This window comes from Nocardia sp. NPDC059195 (assembly GCF_042754695.1).
Taxonomy (GTDB): Bacteria; Actinomycetota; Actinomycetes; order Mycobacteriales; family Mycobacteriaceae; genus Nocardia.
In genome coordinates, this window is the sequence record NZ_JBHZBG010000024.1 from 75,877 (window position 1) to 92,575 (window position 16,699).

The window sequence follows — 16,699 nt, forward strand, 5'->3', positions numbered from 1 at the left end:
GGATGGGTTCCGGAACTGGGTTGCGTCACAGGCTGTTTCGTGGACTATCGCCCCGATGCGTGGACGGACAACCACTCGGCGAACTGGGTGAGATCGTCGAGGACCACGTCCGCGCCCGCGGCCCACAATCCCTCGGCATCGTAGGGACCGGTGGTGACACCGACGGCCACCACACCGGCGGCCTTGGCGCCGCGCATGTCACCCGCGTGATCGCCGACGAAGACGTGGGCCGATTCCTCGCGCAATACATCGGCCTTCCCGGTCGACCACAGGTCGCCAGCGAGACGATCGATCTGCCAGCCGAGGTGATCGACGTGCAGTCGCGCGTGCGGCTCGAATTTCCCGGTGACGACCAGCGTCCGCCCACCGTCGGCGCGCACGGCGGCCAAGGCGTCGTCGGCCCCGGGTAGCGCGGCGATGTGGTCGACGACGTCCGGGTACAGCTCGCGGTAGCGAGTGACCAGATGGGGGATCAGGTCGTCGGGCGCGCCCGCGTCGCCCAGCAGTGTGGCCAGCGGCGGTCCGAGGTGCTCGGCGAAGTGCGAGCCGTCCATGGCGAGATCGAACTCGCGCGCGAGGGTGTCGATCGCCAGGGCGACACCCGGACGTGAGTCGATGAGAGTCATGTCCAGGTCGAAGCCGACGGTGAGGGTCACGCCGCCGAGCCTATCGCCGACCGTGCCCGACTCTGTCGAACGCGGTCCGAACCTGCCCCGAACTGCAGTGATTCACGTGGAACCCCGGCTGCACACGATGCCGAAAAAGGTTGGGGGAGTGCGGTGCCGCGAAGCATGATGTGCGTCATTGCATTTCGGTCCTACTGGTCGGTATTCGAAAGAATGGCAGGTCACGGCCGCATCGAAAGATGTTGGGCTACCGTGCTCCCCGGCAAACGACAGGGAGCGCAACGGTGCAGCGACTGCCGAACCGGTGCTCCGAATGGCCCTGCCCGGATTACCGTGGCGGGGTCGGCACCGGCACTCGTCGCGGGGCGCGACCCTAGATCCTGGCCGCGCCCCGCGGTATCAGCTACTCGCAGCGGCGGTGAACGGCGCGATCGACGGCACCGGCACCGGCCGCGATGGATGCGTCCACACGCCCTTGCGCTCCAGAATCGGCAGCACACCCTCGCCGAACCAGTACGCCTCCTCCAGGTGCGGGTACCCGGACAGGATGAAACTGTCGATCCCGATCGCGGCGTACTCGAGGAGGCGATCGGCCACCTCGGCGTGCGACCCGACCAGCGCCGTACCCGCACCACCGCGCACCAGGCCCACGCCCGCCCACAGATTCGGCGCGATCTCGAGCCCGTCGGTCCGCCCGTTGTGCAGCCGTGCCATCCGGCGCTGCCCCTCGGAGTCGCTCTTGGCCAGGTTCGCCTGCACCCGCTCGATCTCGCCCGGTGAGATGCCGTCGAGGAGTCGGTCGGCCTCCGCCCACGCCTCGGCGGCGCTGTCGCGGCTGATCACGTGGATGCGCAGGCCGAAGTCGACGGTGCGGCCCTCGATCGCGGCCAGGCCGCGGACCCAGTCCAGCTTCTTCGCGACCGCGTCCACCGGTTCGCCCCAGGTGAGGTAGGTGTCGGCGTAGCGGGCCGCGATCGGTCCGGCCGGACCCGACGAGCCGCCGAAGAACACCGGCGGAATCGGGTCGGGACGGGCGCTGAGGATCGCGTCCTGCACCCGCAGGTGCGCACCGGTGAAGCTGAACGGTTCGGTCCGCGACCACAGCTCTCGCACGATATGCAGGAACTCGCCGGTGCGGGCGTAGCGCTGGGTCTTGTCCAGGAAGTCGCCGTAGGCCTCCTGCTCGCGCTGCTCACCGCCGGTGACGACATTGAGCAGCAGCCGACCGGCGGAATGACGCTGGAAGGTGGCCGCCATCTGCGCGGCCAGGGTGGGGCTGGTCAGGCCGGGGCGCAGCGCGACCAGGAACTTCAACGTCTCGCTGGTCTGCACCAGCATGGCGGTGGTCAGCCAGGCGTCCTCGCACCAGGCGCCGGTCGGCGTGAGCACGCCCTCGAAGCCGTTGTCCTCGGCGGCGGCGGTCAGCTGATTGAGATAGCGCAGCGTGGCGGGACGATCACCGGACATGAAGCTGCCGTGTCCACCCGCCATCAGGCCGCGAGAGTCGCCGTAGGTGGGTAGGAACCAGTGGAACGACAGTCCGCGCTCGGTCATGTCCGCCTTTTTCGTTGCAGTGATGGGGCCCATCGATGCTGACCGGTGCGCCCGCCCTCGTCACGGATTCCGATCACCGTGCGCGCAACCCGCGCCGCGACTACACCGAACTAGACGTAACTATGCGAAACACGTAACCTGGAAGCAGGCTCGGGCGACGATGCTCGGGTCGGCGACCCTACGAAACGAGCTTCCTCAATGACGCGGCATGTCGACGTACTGATCATCGGCGCGGGCCTGTCCGGAATCGGCACGGCCTGTCACCTCTCTCGCGAGCAGACCGGACGCACCTACGCGATCCTCGAGCGCCGCGAGAACATCGGCGGCACCTGGGATCTGTTCAAGTACCCCGGCATCCGCTCGGACTCGGACATGCTCACCTTCGGTTTCGGATTCCGCCCCTGGATCGGCACCAAGGTGCTCGCCGACGGCGCCAGCATCCGTGACTACGTCGAGGACACCGCCAAGGAATACGGCGTCACCGACCACATCACCTTCGGCCGCAAGGTCATCCACCTCGCCTTCGATCGTGCCGCCGCGCTCTGGACCGTGACGGCCCAGATCGAGGCCACCGGCGAGGCCGAGACCTGGACCGCCAACTTCGTCGTCGGCGCCAGCGGCTACTACAACTACGACAAGGGGTACCAGCCGGAATTCCCCGGTCAGGCCGACTTCAAGGGTCGGATCGTGCACCCGCAGCACTGGCCGGAGGATCTGGACTACGCGGGCAAGAAGGTCGTCGTCATCGGCTCCGGTGCCACCGCGATCACGCTGATCCCGTCGATGGCCGATACCGCCGCGCACGTCACCATGCTGCAGCGTTCGCCCACCTGGATCCAGGCACTGCCGTCGGACGACCCGGTCGCCATCGGTTTCAAGAAGTCGCGTGTGCCCGACGCCGTCGCCTACCGGATCGGCCGCGCCCGCAACATCGCCCTGCAGCGCGCCAGTTTCCAGCTCTCGCGCACCAACCCCGAGCTGGCCAAGAAGCTGATGTTGGCCCAGGTGCGCTTGCAGCTCGGCAAGAAGGTGGACCTGAGCCACTTCACCCCCAACTACAACCCGTGGGATCAGCGCCTGTGCGTGGTGCCCAACGGCGATCTGTTCAAGGTGCTCAAGAGCGGCAAGGCCGATATCGTCACCGACCGCATCGCGACGTTCACCGAGAACGGCATTCTGACCGAGTCGGGCCAGGTTCTCGAGGCCGACGTCATCGTCACCGCGACCGGCCTGAACGTGCAGATCCTCGGCGGCGCCACGATGAGCATCGACGATGAGCCGGTGAAGATGAACGAGACGGTCGCCTACAAGAGCGTGCTGTACTCCGACATTCCGAACTTCCTGATGATCATCGGCTACACCAACGCCTCCTGGACCCTCAAGGCCGACCTGGCAGCCGCCTACCTGTGCCGCGTGCTCAACATCATGCGCGACCGTGGCTACACCACCTTCGAGGTGAACGCAGGCCCCGATGACTTCGCCGAGGAATCCCTCATGGGTGGCGCTCTCACCTCGGGCTACATTCAGCGCGGTAACGGCGAAATGCCCCGCCAGGGCGCGCGTGGCGCCTGGAAGCTGGTCAACAACTACTACCGGGACCGCACGCTGATGCACAAGGCCCCGATCGAGGACGGCGTGCTCCGGTTCAGCAAGACCGGCACCACCGTCAAGCCCGGCGCGAAGGTCGCCGGCGCCTGAACCTCGGCCGTTCATCGCGATGGGCCCCGCACGCTGGAGAAGCGTGCGGGGCCCATTGTTGTTCCCGGCCGCCCACGCGGCGGTCCGCCAGGTAATGGGCGACTTCCCTTCCGAACGAGTGCATGGCTTTGCCGATCGAGATAGAGTGCTCGACGGATCGGTGGGTGCGAAAGTTGCTGGGGGAGAACGTGATGTCCGATGGGAACACTGATACGTCGAACACTGGCAGCACAGGAATACTCGGGTATACCCGCGCAGAGTTTTGGGGGATGGTCGGCGCCCTCGTCGCTATTGTCGGCGTAGCAGTCGCCGTCCTCGCACTCTTTGTCGACTTCAAGCCGACTGTGAAGCCGCCGACTGCGATGCCGCCGAACCCGACGGTGACCTCGCCTCCTCCGTCCAGCACAATCGCGGACACGTGGGACGCTCGGCACAAGGCCATTGCTGCCGCATTTCCCCAACTGGTCGGCTCCGCTGGAGCACCGACCGGGTTCGGCGGCGCGACGTGTATCGAAAGCGACCCTCAGTCGTCGGAGAGTTCGTACTGGTTGACTGCGGGCGCCACAAGAATTCGATGCGAGGTCACCGGCAACGGCATGTTGTTCGATGTTATGGATGTGAGTGGGACGCGATCAGGCGGCGAAGGCAGTCAGGCCTTCGCCCAGCAGATTCTCGTCGACGCCGTACAGGAGCAAAGGGATCATCCGTCGGCTGGGCGAGGTCTGACAGTGACTACACGTCGCGGAGCCGGCGCCGACTCCACGAGTAGTCCGGCGTTCGTGGTGACCTCATTCCCCGCCGCCGACCCGCGCTCGCCTTACGTCGTGGTCGCCCGATGGGTCGGTCACTCGGCCGGCGACCTGATCGAGACCTGGTGGCGGACTGCCCCGCTGGGTTCGGCCTGAGAATTGGACCGCCGAACGTACTGGTCTGAACTCGGCCCGGCGAATTGTCAGCTCCTCCCGTACGATCGCGATCGAAGACACCGCCCGGGGAGATGAAGGAGGACGGTGTGGGATCTCGCCTACCGGCGACCATCCGTGACGCGGGGACGTGGCTGCGGCGGTTCGCCGCGACGACACCAGGTGCGATCGGGGTGGTCCTCGTCGTGACCACGGTGGCCTGTCTGGTCGCCGGATCGACTGCGGGGCAACAGCTCGACGCCAAGATCGTGCGCACCGAACAGGTGCTGGATCGGACCGAGCCGCTGGCCTTCGCCGCGCAGAGTCTGTATGTGTCGCTCTCGGCGGCCGACGCGGGCGCGGCGACGGCCTTCCTGTCCGGTGGCATCGAATCACCGCAGGTACGAGACACTTACGAGCAGGCGCTCGCCGAAGCCGCCGCCGCGCTCGCGGAAGCGACCGCCGGTGCCACCGCCGCGCAGACCAGGGCGATCGTGGCCCGGATCGCCGCCGACCTGCCGACCTACACGGGTTTGGTCGAGACCGCGCGCGCCAACAATCGGCAGGGGTTTCCGGTGGGGTCGGCGTATCTGCGCCAGGCCTCGGATCTGATGCAGATCTCGCTGCTGCCCAACGCCGAACAACTCAGCAAGGCCCGCTTCGCCGCCGTGCGTGAAGACCAACAGCGCATAGGCACACTGCCGTGGACGAGCATCGTGCTGTTGCTGCTCGTCCTGGCGGTGTGCGCGGTCGGGTCGATCGTGTTGTTGCGCCGGACGAACCGTCTGGTGAACACCGGGATGGCCATGGCCGGCCTGGCCGCCCTGGTGGCGATGCTGTGGACCGCGGGTGCCACCCTGACTGCCGCTCAACTGCTCGACAACGGGAGTTCCGGTGCCGGTGCGCGTGTGGAGAACCTGGCAGGGGCCCGCATCCTGGCCCAGCAGGCCCGCACCGACGAGACCCTGGCCCTGATCACCCGCGGCGACATCACCGCCACGGAGAAGGCCTTCCAGACCCACAGCGACGACCTGCGAGGGCGGCTCACCGCGGCCGGTGGCGGCGACTCCGATGCCGCACGCGCGCTGACGAATTGGAGCGCGGGCCACAACGCCCAGCGCACCGCCTACGAGAAGGCCGATTATCGCGGCGCGGTCAACCAGGCGATCGGCACCGGCCCCGACAGTTCGGCCACCAGCTTCGCCCGCCTCGACCAGGAACTGCGCGACGACCTCGCCCAGGCTCGTGACGACCTCCGCGACGGCGTCGCCGCCGCCGCAACGTCGTTGACCCTCAGCCCCTTCGGCACCCTGCTCCTGCTCCTGGCCGCGGCCGGCGCGGTGATCGCCGGACTGTGGCCACGACTCAAGGAGTTCCTGTGAGGCGTCCACTGCTGGTCGCGCTCGCCGCGGCCGTCGCGCTGATCGCGGGCTGCGCCGACGCGCCCGAACCATCGACCATCGACGCCACCGCCGTCGCTCCACCGCTGCCCGGCGCCGAAGCGATCACCTCGGCACCGACCGCCGACGGCGCCGGAACTTGCGATGCCGAAGCGACGCTGGCACCGACGACCCAGCCTCGACCGGGTGCGATGCCGGTCGGATCGGCGATGGCCACGATCGTCGCCAACGGCAGGCTGCGGGTGGGTGTCGATCAGAACACCTACATGTTCGGGTTCCGCAATCCGTCGACCGGCAGGCTCGAAGGTTTCGATATCGACCTCGCCAGGGAGATCGCGCGCGACCTGTTCGGTGACCCGGACAAGATCGAACTGCGTTCCGTCACCGCGGCCGACCGGATCCCGCTACTGCAGGAGAAGAAGGTCGACATGATCGTGCGTACCTTCTCGGCGACCTGTGAACGCCGCCGCGAGGTCGACTTCTCCAGCCTGTATTACCGTGCGGCGCAACGTATTGCGGCTCCACACGGCGCGGGCATCGTCAACGGGGCCGGGCTCGCGGGCAAGCGGGTGTGCGTGGCGAAGGGTACTACCGCCCCCGCACCGCTGTTCACCTTGCCGACGCCACCGGCCGTGCTCGGCGTGACCAACTGGACCGACTGTCTGGTCGCCCTGCAGCAGGGCGTCGTCGACGCGATCAGCGGTGACGAACCGATCCTGGCGGGGCTGGTCGCCCAGGACCACAATCTCGAGATCGTGGGCGACCCGATCGGCGTGGGCGCGTACGCGGTCGGCATGCCGCGTGGCAGTGACGAGTTGGTGCGTTTCGTCAACGGCGTGCTCGACCGCATCCGCAACGACGGCACCTGGCAGCGGATCCACGCCAAGCACCTGTCGACTCTCGGTACCTCGCAAGGCCCGCCGGTGCCCCGGTATGTCGGATGACCTGGCCGATGCTCGGCGTGCTCGAGATCGATCGTGAACTTGCCGGGCGAACAGCGGAATTGGCGAAAGTGACCACGACACTGCTGGAACTGGACCGCCACCCCGGCCTGGCACTGGTCCGCCGCTACCCGCCGACGGGGGAGACCGCACGCCGCTGGGCGCCGGTGGAGAAGGCGCTGGGTGAACTCTGGGAGGACCTGGGGCGGGTGCGTGCCATCCTCACCGAAGCCGAGACGGAGCGTGGGGGACGCGGCAAGATCGACGACCGCGCACGCGGGCGGCTCACCGAGCTGCTGCGTGGGCGCCCCCACGAGGTGGCGAGGATCCCGATTCCCTTGGCACAGCGCGGTCTCACCGGCCCCAGCGAGACCATCGTGACGGTCGGTATCGCCGATTGTCTGGACCGGATGCGCGCCGCGTTCGCCTTCGTCGCCCCGTTCGCCGACGAGATCGCGGCAGTCGACGGGCAGGTGCTCGGTGCGCTCGCCCCGCTGCAACAGCGCGTCGAACGAGCCCGCGGCGCGCTGGACGCGGCCACCGAGCCACTGGCCACCCTCCTGCGGCGCGCAGGCACCGACCCGCTCGGCTTCGGACCGGGGGAGATCGACACCGCGCTCGCCTCGCTCACCGCGCTGATCGACACCGAATCCGCCGCCAGGAGCGAACATCTCGCCGTTGCCGCCGACCTACCCCGCGCCGTCGCCGCCCTGCGCGTACGGCTGGCCGACCTCGGCGAACTCCAACACCGCGCCGACGACACCACCACCCAGGCCCGGCACAAGATCATGACCGGCGAGCTGCCCGACGGCGGCGAACCGGCCGCCAGGTTGCGCGCCGAACTCGACACTCTCGGCGATACGCCCGACCGCCCGACGGTGGAACATCTCCTCGCGCTGCGCGTGCGCGCCGACGGCGCCACCGAAAAGGCCACGCAGCGAGATGACTTGGCGCGTGGGCTGCTCGATCGCCGCGCTGAACTACGCGGCAGGCTCACGGCCTACCGTGCCAAGGCCGCTCGGCTCGGCGTGAGCGAGGACCGTGATGTGCTCGCCGCCGACCGGATCGCGGCCGGTCTACTCACCCGCACACCGTGTGATCTGGCCGCGGTCACCCGGGCGGTCGCGGACTATCGTTCGATCATCGGGGAGAAAGCGGGGCGGACAGCATGACTTGTAGTGAATCGGGGTGCGGCGGCACGATCGAAGACGGCTACTGCGCACTGTGCGGTACCGCGCCCGTCGCGAGCGCACCGCCGGCACCGCGGGCCCGCGCCGCGGGCAACGGCCGATCGGGGCGCACGACAGCGCAACCGCGCAGCGGGAACGGTCAGGCGCCACCGGCGCCCGTTCCGGTTCCCGGTGCCTGTGGTGAACTCGATTGCGGCGGCACGATCGTCGACGGTTACTGCGACACCTGCGGTACCGCTCCGGCCACGGTGACGGGCCCGATGCACAGCCCGTCCGCCTCGACGGTCAGTGCGAGCGGACGCACCTCGAGTCGCTCGGTCCGGACCCGTTCGGGCTCGGCCCGTTCGGCCGCGCGCGGCAGGCTCGGCGCCGGTCTCGTCGAAGTACCACCGGTCCCGCGCGTCGACCCGGTCACGGCCGTGCTCGTCGACCCCCAGGTGCCCGAATCCGACCGCTTCTGCGGCCGGTGCGACAAGCCCGTCGGCCGGGGCCGAGCAGGCGTTCCCGGTCGCACCTCCGGGTTCTGCCCGCACTGCGGCACCCGCTACTCGTTCGTGCCACGGTTGCGCGCAGGCGATCTCGTCGGCGGCCAGTACGAGGTGGCGGGGGCGCTGGCCCACGGCGGGCTGGGCTGGATCTATCTGGCCACCGACCGCGCCGTCAACAAGCGCTGGGTGGTCCTCAAAGGCCTGATCGACACCGGCGACGCCGACGCGCTGGCCGCCGCGCTGGCCGAGCGCCGCTTCCTGGCCGAGGTCGACCACCCCAATATCGTCAAGATCCACAACTTCACCGAACACGCCGACGCCGACGGCGAGCCCGTCGGCTACATCGTCATGGCCTACGTCGGCGGCACCTCGCTCAAGCAGATCCTGCGCGCCTACCGCGCCGAAACTCAACGCTATCTGCCACCCGCGCAGGCGATCGCCTATGTGCTGGAGATGTTGCCCGCCCTCGGCTATCTACACGCTCGTGGCTGGGCCTACTGCGATTTCAAGCCCGACAATGTGATGCAGACCGAGGAACGTCTCGAGCTGATCGACCTCGGCGCGGTCATCGCGATGGACGACCGCACCAGCCCCATCTACGGCACCCTCGGCTACCAGGCACCCGAGATCGCCGAAACCGGGCCGACGGTCGCTACCGAGATCTACACCGCGGGCCGCACACTGGCCGTGCTGATGATGCGCGTGCCCTCCGTGGACGGCAAACTCGGCCCGATCCCCGGACCCGACGCCGAACCGCTACTGGCCGAACATGATTCGCTGCACCGATTGCTGCAGCGGTCCACCGACCCCGACCCACTGGCTCGGTTCGCGTCGATGAGTGAGATGGCCGACCAGCTCACCGGTGTCCTGCGTGAAGTGCTGGCCACCGGCGACGGCATCCCTCGCCCCGGCATGTCGAGCCAGTTCGGTCCCGCCCGTGCTGTTTTCGGCATCGACAGCGTCACACCCGAGCCTGCCGCCCTCCTTACCGGCCTGCCTGCCCCGCTGGTCGACCCCGGCGACAGCGGCGCCGCCCTGCTCGCGACCACCGACGCCGCGACCCCGGCCGAACTCGAGCAGGCACTCACCGCCGGACTGCGCGCGGTGGTCACCGGATCCAGCGAATCGGTCGAGATCCCGCTGCGGCTGGTGCGTGCCGAGCTCGAAGCGGGCGACGCGGCAGCGGCACTGACCCGTCTCGCCGCCTTGGACGCCGAGCTCGAATTCGACTGGCGCCGCGTCTGGTATCGAGCCCAGGCCGCCCTGCTGAACGGCGACTATGCTGCTGCCGCAGCGGATTTCGAGTCGGTCTACGACGCGCTGCCCGGTGAACCCGCCCCGAAACTCGCCATGGCGGCCACCCTGGAACTCGCCGCCGAGGCCGCCCGCGGCGAGAATCCGGACACCGGGGCCGTCGAGCTCAGCCGTGCGCCGGCGCTCTACGAAGTGGTCTGGCGCACCGACCACACCTTCCTGTCCGCCGCGTTCGGTGCCGCGCGACTGCGCCGCACCAGCGGCGACCGCACGGGCGCGGTAGCGGTCCTCGACCAGGTCGACCGCACCTCCTCGATGTTCACCGAGGCCCGGGTCTCCGCCGTCGAAACCCTGCTGGCGCACCGTGATCCGGCCGACCTCGACGAAGCGCTGCTGCGCCGGACCGGCGAGCGCGTCGACCAACTGCGCCTCGACTCGCGCAAACGCACCGCGCAGGTGCGCATGTTCGTCCTCGAGGCGGCACTGAACTGGATCCGGTCGGGGCAGCGGCCGAGCACACCAGGCAAGCTATTGGACGTGGAATTCACCGAGCAGGGCGTGCGGACGGGGTTGGAACGATGCTTGCGGACACTGGCGCGCGAGGCCGACGACATGTGGACCCGATTCGTCCTGGTGGACCAGGCGAACTCGGTGCGCCCCAGGACCACCCTGTGACGGCGCCGGGTTGTCCCGATTGCGCCGGCTCGGCGCGGTCGGGACACCGCTTCTGTGAGGGCTGCGGTCGCGAGCTCGGCGTGCGCAAAGTCGCACTGCCCGTCCATGATCCGGTCGCGGTGCCGCAGTGCTCGACCTGCGGTGAACGCCGCTACGAGGGCGGCTACTGCGTCAAGTGCGGCAGTCCCAAGCCCATGCCGGATCGCTTCGAGGAAGATCTCGGCGCGGTGTATGTCCTCACCGACCGCGGAATCAGCCACTCCCGCAACGAAGACGCGGTCGCGGCCGCGGTGCGCGAGGGCGACGGCATCCGGGTGATCGTGGTCAGCGACGGCGTGTCCACCTCCCAGGATCCGCAAGCGGCCTCCGGCAATGCCGCCCGCACCGGCGTCGACGCCGCCCTGGCGGCCCTGGCCGAGGGCCGAGCCGATTCCGACGCCGCGATGGCCGGTCTGGCAGCGGCGACCGCGGCGGTGCGCGGCATGTCACGCACGCCCGAGTACGCGCCGTCGTGCACCTACGTCTCCGCGATCGTGCGCGAGACGAGCCTCGGCACCGACATCACCGTCGCCAATGTCGGTGACAGCAGGGCCTTCTGGCTCGCCGCGGGCGATCCCACCGCCTCGCGCCGACTCAGCGTCGACGATTCGTGGGCCCAGGCCCTCGTCGACGCGGGCGCACTCGACGAGACCGCCGCCATGAACGACCCGCGCGCCCACACCCTGTTGCGCTGGCTCGGCGCCGACGGCGGCGAAGCGCCGTGGTCGGCGAACTGCCTGCAACGCATGCTCGCCACCGAACCGGGCACGCTGCTGCTGTGCAGTGACGGACTGTGGAACTACCTGCCAGAGGCGGTCGCGCTCGCCGGTTTCACCGTCGAGACCTCGCCGCAGGCCGCCGCTCGCGCGCTCGCCGACTTCGCCCTGAACAGCGGGGGCAGCGACAACATCACGGTCGCGCTGGCTCCGGTGCCGGTCGCCGTATCGCACGAACCAGGAGTGTCATGAGTTCCCCTGAGACAGCCGGTATCTCGATCGCCGTAGACCAGAACGAATTCCTCGCCGAAGGTGCGAGCGTGGTGGACGCGGTGCTGACGGTGACCACCGGCCCCGAACTCGCCGCCGTCGCGGCACCGCCGCCGCGGCTCGAGATCCTGATCATCGACTGTTCCGGTTCGATGGGTAACAAGCGCAAGTTCGAGAACGCGCGCAATGCCACCCGCACGGCCCTCGACGAGATCCCCGACGGCACCGCGTTCGCCATCATCGAGGGCACCGAATCGGCCCGGATGATCTACCCGACCAACAACAGCATGTCCGCGCCCGCCGACCGCGCGCACCGCGGCTCGGCCCGTCGGGCCCTGGATCGGTTGCGTCCCGACGGCGGTACCGCGATGGGTTCGTGGCTGGCGCTGGCCCGCCAGGTCGCCGCCGCGCACCCCGGCGCGCAGGCCCACGCGATCCTGCTCACCGACGGCAAGAACGAACACGAGACCCCACAGGAACTCGCGACCGAACTCGACCGTGCCGAAGGGCTTTTCGTCTGCGACTGCCGCGGTGTCGGCGACGACTGGGTTGCCGAGGAACTGCGCAAGATCGCCTCGAAACTGTCCGGCGACGCGAATATCGTCGCCGATCCGAAGGACCTGGCAGGCGACTTCGCCGCGATGATGCGCTCGTCGGCCGCCCGGGTGATTCCGGAACTGACACTGAAGGTCTGGACCCCCGCTGGTGCACGGGTGCGGATGGTCAAACAGGTCTCGCCGGTGCTCGAGGATCTGACCGGACGCCGGACCGACGCCGGTGCGCAGGTGGGGGAGTACCCGCTGTCGTCGTGGGCCGCCGAGGAGCGCGAGTACCACGTGCAGATCGAACTGGAACCCGCCGCACCGGGCCGGGAGAAGCTGGCAGCGCGGTTGAGCGTGCTGGCCGGTGACGACATCCTCGGCCAGGGCCTCGTGCGCGCCGTCTGGACCACCGATTCGACCCTGTCGACCCGCATCAGCACCCGCGTGGCCCACTACACCGGCCAGGTCGAACTGGCCCAGGCCGTCCAGGAAGGTTTGGCGGCCCGCCGCAACGGCGATGTCACGACCGCGACCGCGAAACTGCGACGCGCGGTGGAACTGGCCGCCGCTTCCGGCCACGAATCCACCGCCAAACTGCTGCGCGGTGTGGTCGAAGTCGAGCACGACGGCACCGTGAAGCTGCGCGGCCAGGTCGCCGCGGCCGACGAACTGGCCCTCGACATCCGCTCGACGAAGACCGCCCGGGTGCGGCCGGAGGGCGGCTGACATGCCGATGTGCGCGGACGGACACCAGTCGCGGTCGACCGACTACTGCGATGTGTGCGGATCGGCACTCGACGGCGCGCCCGCGCCCGATCCGGCGGACCTGCGCCTGTGCCCCCACTGCCACGCGCCGACGAGTGGGCGCTTCTGCGAGGGCTGTGGCCACGATTCAGCACTACCACCTGCGGCCACGTCGCGAGCCGGGGATCGACCGGCAACTGCTGACCCGTTCCGGGCCGGTGCGCGACCCGACCCGGGTGACCCGTCGCAGGCTGGTGCGCAATCGGACCCCGCCGGTTCCGCACGGGAGGGCGCGCGACTCGATCTGTCGAGCACAGCTGCGTCGGCCGATCCGACATGGGCCGGTGCCCGACCCGATCATCGGGGCGGTTTCGACCCCACTCAGATCGCGACCGCCGCGACCCCGGACAGCGGCCGGCCCAGGATGTGGGTCGCTCGGATCTTCGCCGACCGCGAGTTCTACGCGCGCGTCCAAGCCCGCAAGGGGCCCGATGCCGAACGTGTCGAATTCCCGGACTTCTATCCGGAGCGCCGGATCATCTTGCGTGGCAACCAGTTCCTGATCGGAAAACGATCGGCCTCGCAGGGAATCGTGCCCGAGATCGACCTCGGCATCGCCCCCGCGGATATCGGAGTCTCGCGCGCGCATGCGATGATCCAGGTCGATCAGGGCGGCGCGCTCACCATCACCGACCTGGGTTCCACCAACGGGACCAGCCTGGACGGCGCCGAAACACCGATCACTCCGCAGCAGGCGGTCGCCGTGCGCGAAGGCAGCCGGATCCACGTCGGCGGCTGGACCACCATCGCGATCACCGCGGAACCGTAGACGCAGCTGTTCACCAAACGTAGGGTCGGGGCCATGACGAAGTTCGACGGGAAGACCTGCCTGATCACCGGTGCCGCCAGTGGCCTCGGCCGCGCCACGGCGTTCGCGGCGGCCGCCAAAGGGGCGTCTCTCGTCCTGACCGACATCACCGCCGACGCGCTCGCCACCACCGCCGCGGAACTGCGCGCGACCGGAGCGACGGTGCACCTCGCGCACGCGGCCGACGTCAGCGACCATTCCGCGGTCGTCGGCCTCGCCGCCCACACCTTCGAAGCGGTGAGCGGAGTCGACATCGTCATGAACGTGGCAGGCATCGCCACGTGGGGCACCGTCGACAAACTCACTCCCCAGCAGTGGCGCCGCACCGTCGACATCAACCTGATGGGCCCGATCCACGTCATCGAGGAGTTCGTGCGCCCGATGATCACCGCGGGTCGCGGCGGACACCTGGTGAACGTGTCCTCGGCGGCGGGCATCTTCGGCCTACCGTGGCACGCCCCCTACAGCGCCACCAAGTTCGGCCTGCGCGGGGTCTCCGAGGTCCTGCGTTTCGACCTGCGCCGCCACAAGATCGGCGTCAGCCTGGTCTGCCCCGGCGCGATGGCCACCCCGATGGCCGACACCATCGACATCGCGGGCGTCGACCGTGACAATGCCGCGCTGCAGAAGGCGATCGGACTGTTCATGCGCCACGCCGTCACCCCCGACCAGGCCGCCACCGCGGTGATCAAGGGTGTCGAGCGCAATCGCTACTGGGTCTACACCTCCCGCGACATCCAGTTCGCCCACTGGGGCCAGCGCTACTTCCCGTACGGCTACACCCTGGCCATGCGCGGCCTGAACAACGCGATGACCAACTACGCCGACAAGAACGCCCTGGTCCGCTAGGCGTACCTCCGCCTTCGCTCCGGCCGTGCGCGGAAAGGAACGCCGGCGCGTCTGTGCCTGTTAGACGAGGTCGCTGGGGTCGGTATTGGCCCCGCACAGGATCACGCAGACCCGTTCGCCGGGTTCGGGCCGGTAGACCGGGCCCGACCCGGTGTCGAGCAGCGCCGCCATCGCGGTGGCCGCGCCGTTCTCGACGACGATACGGTGCGAGCCCCACAGCTGCTGCCTGGCCGCGCGGATCGTCTCGTCGGGTACCAGCAGCGAACGCACACTCGGATGCTGGGCCGCGGTCAAGGCCATCGCGGACACGTTCGGCGCGCCGAGGGAGTCCGAAGCGATCGAGTCGACGGTGACATCCACCGGGTGACCGGCTTCGAGCGCGGCATTCAGCGATCGACAGCCCTGTGGTTCGACGGCCACCGTGCGAATCCCGAAATGCTGTGCGGCGACAGCTGTTCCCGTGAACAACCCGCCGCCACCGACGGCGACGAGCACCGTATCCAGAGCAGGAATCCGCGCCTGGATCTCGCGCATCAGCGTGCCCGCGCCCGCCGCGACGAGCGGATGGTCGTAGGCATGGGCGGCCAGCGCACCGCTGGTCTCGGCGAACTCCCGGCACGCGGCCAGCGCCTGTTTGTACTCCGGACCGATCAGTCGCACCTGTGCGCCGTAGTCACGAAGTCGACCGATTTTGACCGGGGGAGCGGTCTCGGGCAGAAACACCGTCGCGGGTACCCCCGCCTCGCGCGCCGCCCACGCGCACGCCAGCCCCGCATTGCCACCCGAGGCGATCGTCACACCCGCGTCCGGCAACGTCGCGGCGGCGGCGTGCGCACGCACGAAATTCTGCGCACCACGCGCTTTGAAAGTGCCGGTGAACTGCAAGAACTCCAGTGCGAACCAGAGCGGATCCGGGCCGGGCCCCGCGGGTGCGACGGTGATCGGGCGAACCAGTCCGTCGATGCGCGCCGCAGCGGCTTCGATGTCAGCAAAAGTCGGGGTCACGCCCTCGACTATGCCATCGGATCGGCACCGCTCAACCGCCTGTTGACCGGGCGAATTGTTACAACGGGTTTACGCCGGGGCCAGTCTGGGTACATAACAGATCGGTAACAAGCTCGAAGGCGGGTAGTCGTGTCGGTCTGGGGACGCGAAACCCCCAGTGCACCGGCACACGCCCGGCGTGTCAGCAAAGGATGTGCACACACATGAGCGCGAACCTGATGATTGTGGACGACGATGTCCAGATGCGTGGTGACCTGCGCCGCGCGATGGAAGACGAAGGGTATGCCGTAGCCGAGGCAGGCGTGCCCTCCGACGCCCTCGATCGGCTGCGAAACGACGGGCCACCCGATCTGATGATCGTCGACCTGATGCGCGGCGAGGCCGATGGCTTCGACTGCATCAGGGAGATCCGTCGTGACCACGACGTGCCGATCATCGTGATCAGCACCCGGTACGACACCCACGACGTGGTCGCGGCCCTGGAGGCGGGGGCCGACGACTTCGTGAGCAAGCCGTTCGAAATCAAGGAGATCACCGCCCGGATGCGCGCGCTCCGCCGTCGCGCCCGCATCACCGCCGATCGCGACACGACCCCCGAGGCCGTGCTCGACGCCGATCCGCATGCTCCGCTGGTGCTCGCGGCCGACGCGGGCGCGGTGCGCCGCGGTACCGAGGAGATCCACCTCACGGTCACCGAATTCCGGTTGCTGTGTGAATTGGCGGAGACCCCCGGACGGGTGCTGAGTCGATCCGTGCTGCTCGAAAGAGTCTGGGATCAGGGCTTTTTCGGTGACGAGCGGATCGTCGACGTCCACGTGCGACGGCTGCGCACCAAGATCGAACGCGACCCGTCCGACCCGCGCATCGTGGTGACCGTGCGTGGTCTCGGGTATCGCCTCGACGTGCAGTCGCAGTAAACGATTCGTCATACAACCGCA

14 protein-coding genes are annotated in these 16,699 nt (G+C 68.9%); 11 read left to right on the plus strand and 3 right to left on the minus strand.

Annotated elements, in window-relative coordinates; genetic code table 11:
• Positions 1 to 44: 44 nt before the first annotated feature.
• Together ACFXKN_RS25580 and ACFXKN_RS25585 are read right to left on the minus strand one after the other, a co-directional pair.
• Positions 45 to 656, minus strand: coding sequence for an HAD family hydrolase (locus ACFXKN_RS25580; protein ID WP_378951683.1), 612 nt, complete (start codon positions 654 to 656; stop codon positions 45 to 47).
• Between the two features lie 369 nt (positions 657 to 1,025).
• Complete coding sequence (locus tag ACFXKN_RS25585) at positions 1,026 to 2,180, minus strand: LLM class flavin-dependent oxidoreductase (RefSeq protein WP_378951680.1); 1,155 nt, start codon at positions 2,178 to 2,180, stop codon at positions 1,026 to 1,028.
• A gap of 198 nt (positions 2,181 to 2,378) precedes the next feature.
• Here ACFXKN_RS25585 and ACFXKN_RS25590 point away from each other — a divergent pair, with 198 nt between their 5' ends.
• The 10 genes from ACFXKN_RS25590 to ACFXKN_RS25635 all read left to right on the plus strand — a co-directional run bounded on the left by ACFXKN_RS25590 (position 2,379) and on the right by ACFXKN_RS25635 (position 14,756).
• Entirely contained in the window at positions 2,379 to 3,878 is a 1,500-nt protein-coding gene (locus ACFXKN_RS25590) for a flavin-containing monooxygenase (protein WP_378951677.1), read from the plus strand.
• A gap of 122 nt (positions 3,879 to 4,000) precedes the next feature.
• Complete coding sequence (locus ACFXKN_RS25595) at positions 4,001 to 4,783, plus strand: hypothetical protein (RefSeq protein ID WP_378951674.1); 783 nt, start codon at positions 4,001 to 4,003, stop codon at positions 4,781 to 4,783.
• Positions 4,784 to 4,890: 107 nt separating this feature from the next.
• On the plus strand, positions 4,891 to 6,162 hold the full coding sequence (locus ACFXKN_RS25600; protein WP_379433987.1) for a hypothetical protein: 1,272 nt from the start codon (positions 4,891 to 4,893) through the stop codon (positions 6,160 to 6,162).
• Positions 6,159 to 7,124, plus strand: coding sequence for a glutamate ABC transporter substrate-binding protein (locus tag ACFXKN_RS25605; protein WP_378951668.1), 966 nt, complete (start codon positions 6,159 to 6,161; stop codon positions 7,122 to 7,124). The genes ACFXKN_RS25600 and ACFXKN_RS25605 overlap by 4 nt, the downstream gene beginning before the upstream one ends.
• Positions 7,121 to 8,293 carry a hypothetical protein gene (locus tag ACFXKN_RS25610; RefSeq protein WP_378951665.1) on the plus strand — a complete coding sequence of 391 codons (1,173 nt, stop codon included), beginning with the start codon at positions 7,121 to 7,123 and terminating at the stop codon, positions 8,291 to 8,293. Before ACFXKN_RS25605 ends, ACFXKN_RS25610 begins: the two co-directional genes overlap by 4 nt.
• Positions 8,290 to 10,728 (plus strand): tetratricopeptide repeat protein, encoded by a 2,439-nt coding sequence (locus ACFXKN_RS25615; RefSeq protein ID WP_378951662.1) that lies wholly within the window; start codon positions 8,290 to 8,292, stop codon positions 10,726 to 10,728. Before ACFXKN_RS25610 ends, ACFXKN_RS25615 begins: the two co-directional genes overlap by 4 nt.
• An 80-nt stretch (positions 10,729 to 10,808) precedes the next feature.
• Positions 10,809 to 11,735 (plus strand): PP2C family protein-serine/threonine phosphatase, encoded by a 927-nt coding sequence (locus ACFXKN_RS25620; protein ID WP_378951657.1) that lies wholly within the window; start codon positions 10,809 to 10,811, stop codon positions 11,733 to 11,735.
• Positions 11,732 to 13,021, plus strand: a complete 1,290-nt coding sequence (locus ACFXKN_RS25625; RefSeq protein WP_378951654.1) for a VWA domain-containing protein — start codon at positions 11,732 to 11,734, stop codon at positions 13,019 to 13,021. Before ACFXKN_RS25620 ends, ACFXKN_RS25625 begins: the two co-directional genes overlap by 4 nt.
• A gap of 442 nt (positions 13,022 to 13,463) precedes the next feature.
• Positions 13,464 to 13,868, plus strand: a complete 405-nt coding sequence (locus tag ACFXKN_RS25630; protein WP_378951651.1) for an FHA domain-containing protein — start codon at positions 13,464 to 13,466, stop codon at positions 13,866 to 13,868.
• Positions 13,869 to 13,901: 33 nt separating this feature from the next.
• Positions 13,902 to 14,756: an SDR family oxidoreductase gene (locus tag ACFXKN_RS25635; RefSeq protein ID WP_378951648.1), complete on the plus strand. Its 855-nt coding sequence runs from the start codon at positions 13,902 to 13,904 to the stop codon at positions 14,754 to 14,756.
• A 60-nt stretch (positions 14,757 to 14,816) separates the two neighbouring features.
• Here ACFXKN_RS25635 and ACFXKN_RS25640 read toward each other — a convergent pair whose 3' ends face one another.
• On the minus strand, positions 14,817 to 15,761 hold the full coding sequence (locus tag ACFXKN_RS25640; RefSeq protein ID WP_378951645.1) for a threonine/serine dehydratase: 945 nt from the start codon (positions 15,759 to 15,761) through the stop codon (positions 14,817 to 14,819).
• A gap of 203 nt (positions 15,762 to 15,964) precedes the next feature.
• Between ACFXKN_RS25640 and ACFXKN_RS25645 the strand changes: the two genes are divergently transcribed.
• Complete coding sequence (locus ACFXKN_RS25645; protein ID WP_378951642.1) at positions 15,965 to 16,678, plus strand: response regulator transcription factor; 714 nt, start codon at positions 15,965 to 15,967, stop codon at positions 16,676 to 16,678.
• Positions 16,679 to 16,699 lie beyond the last annotated feature (21 nt).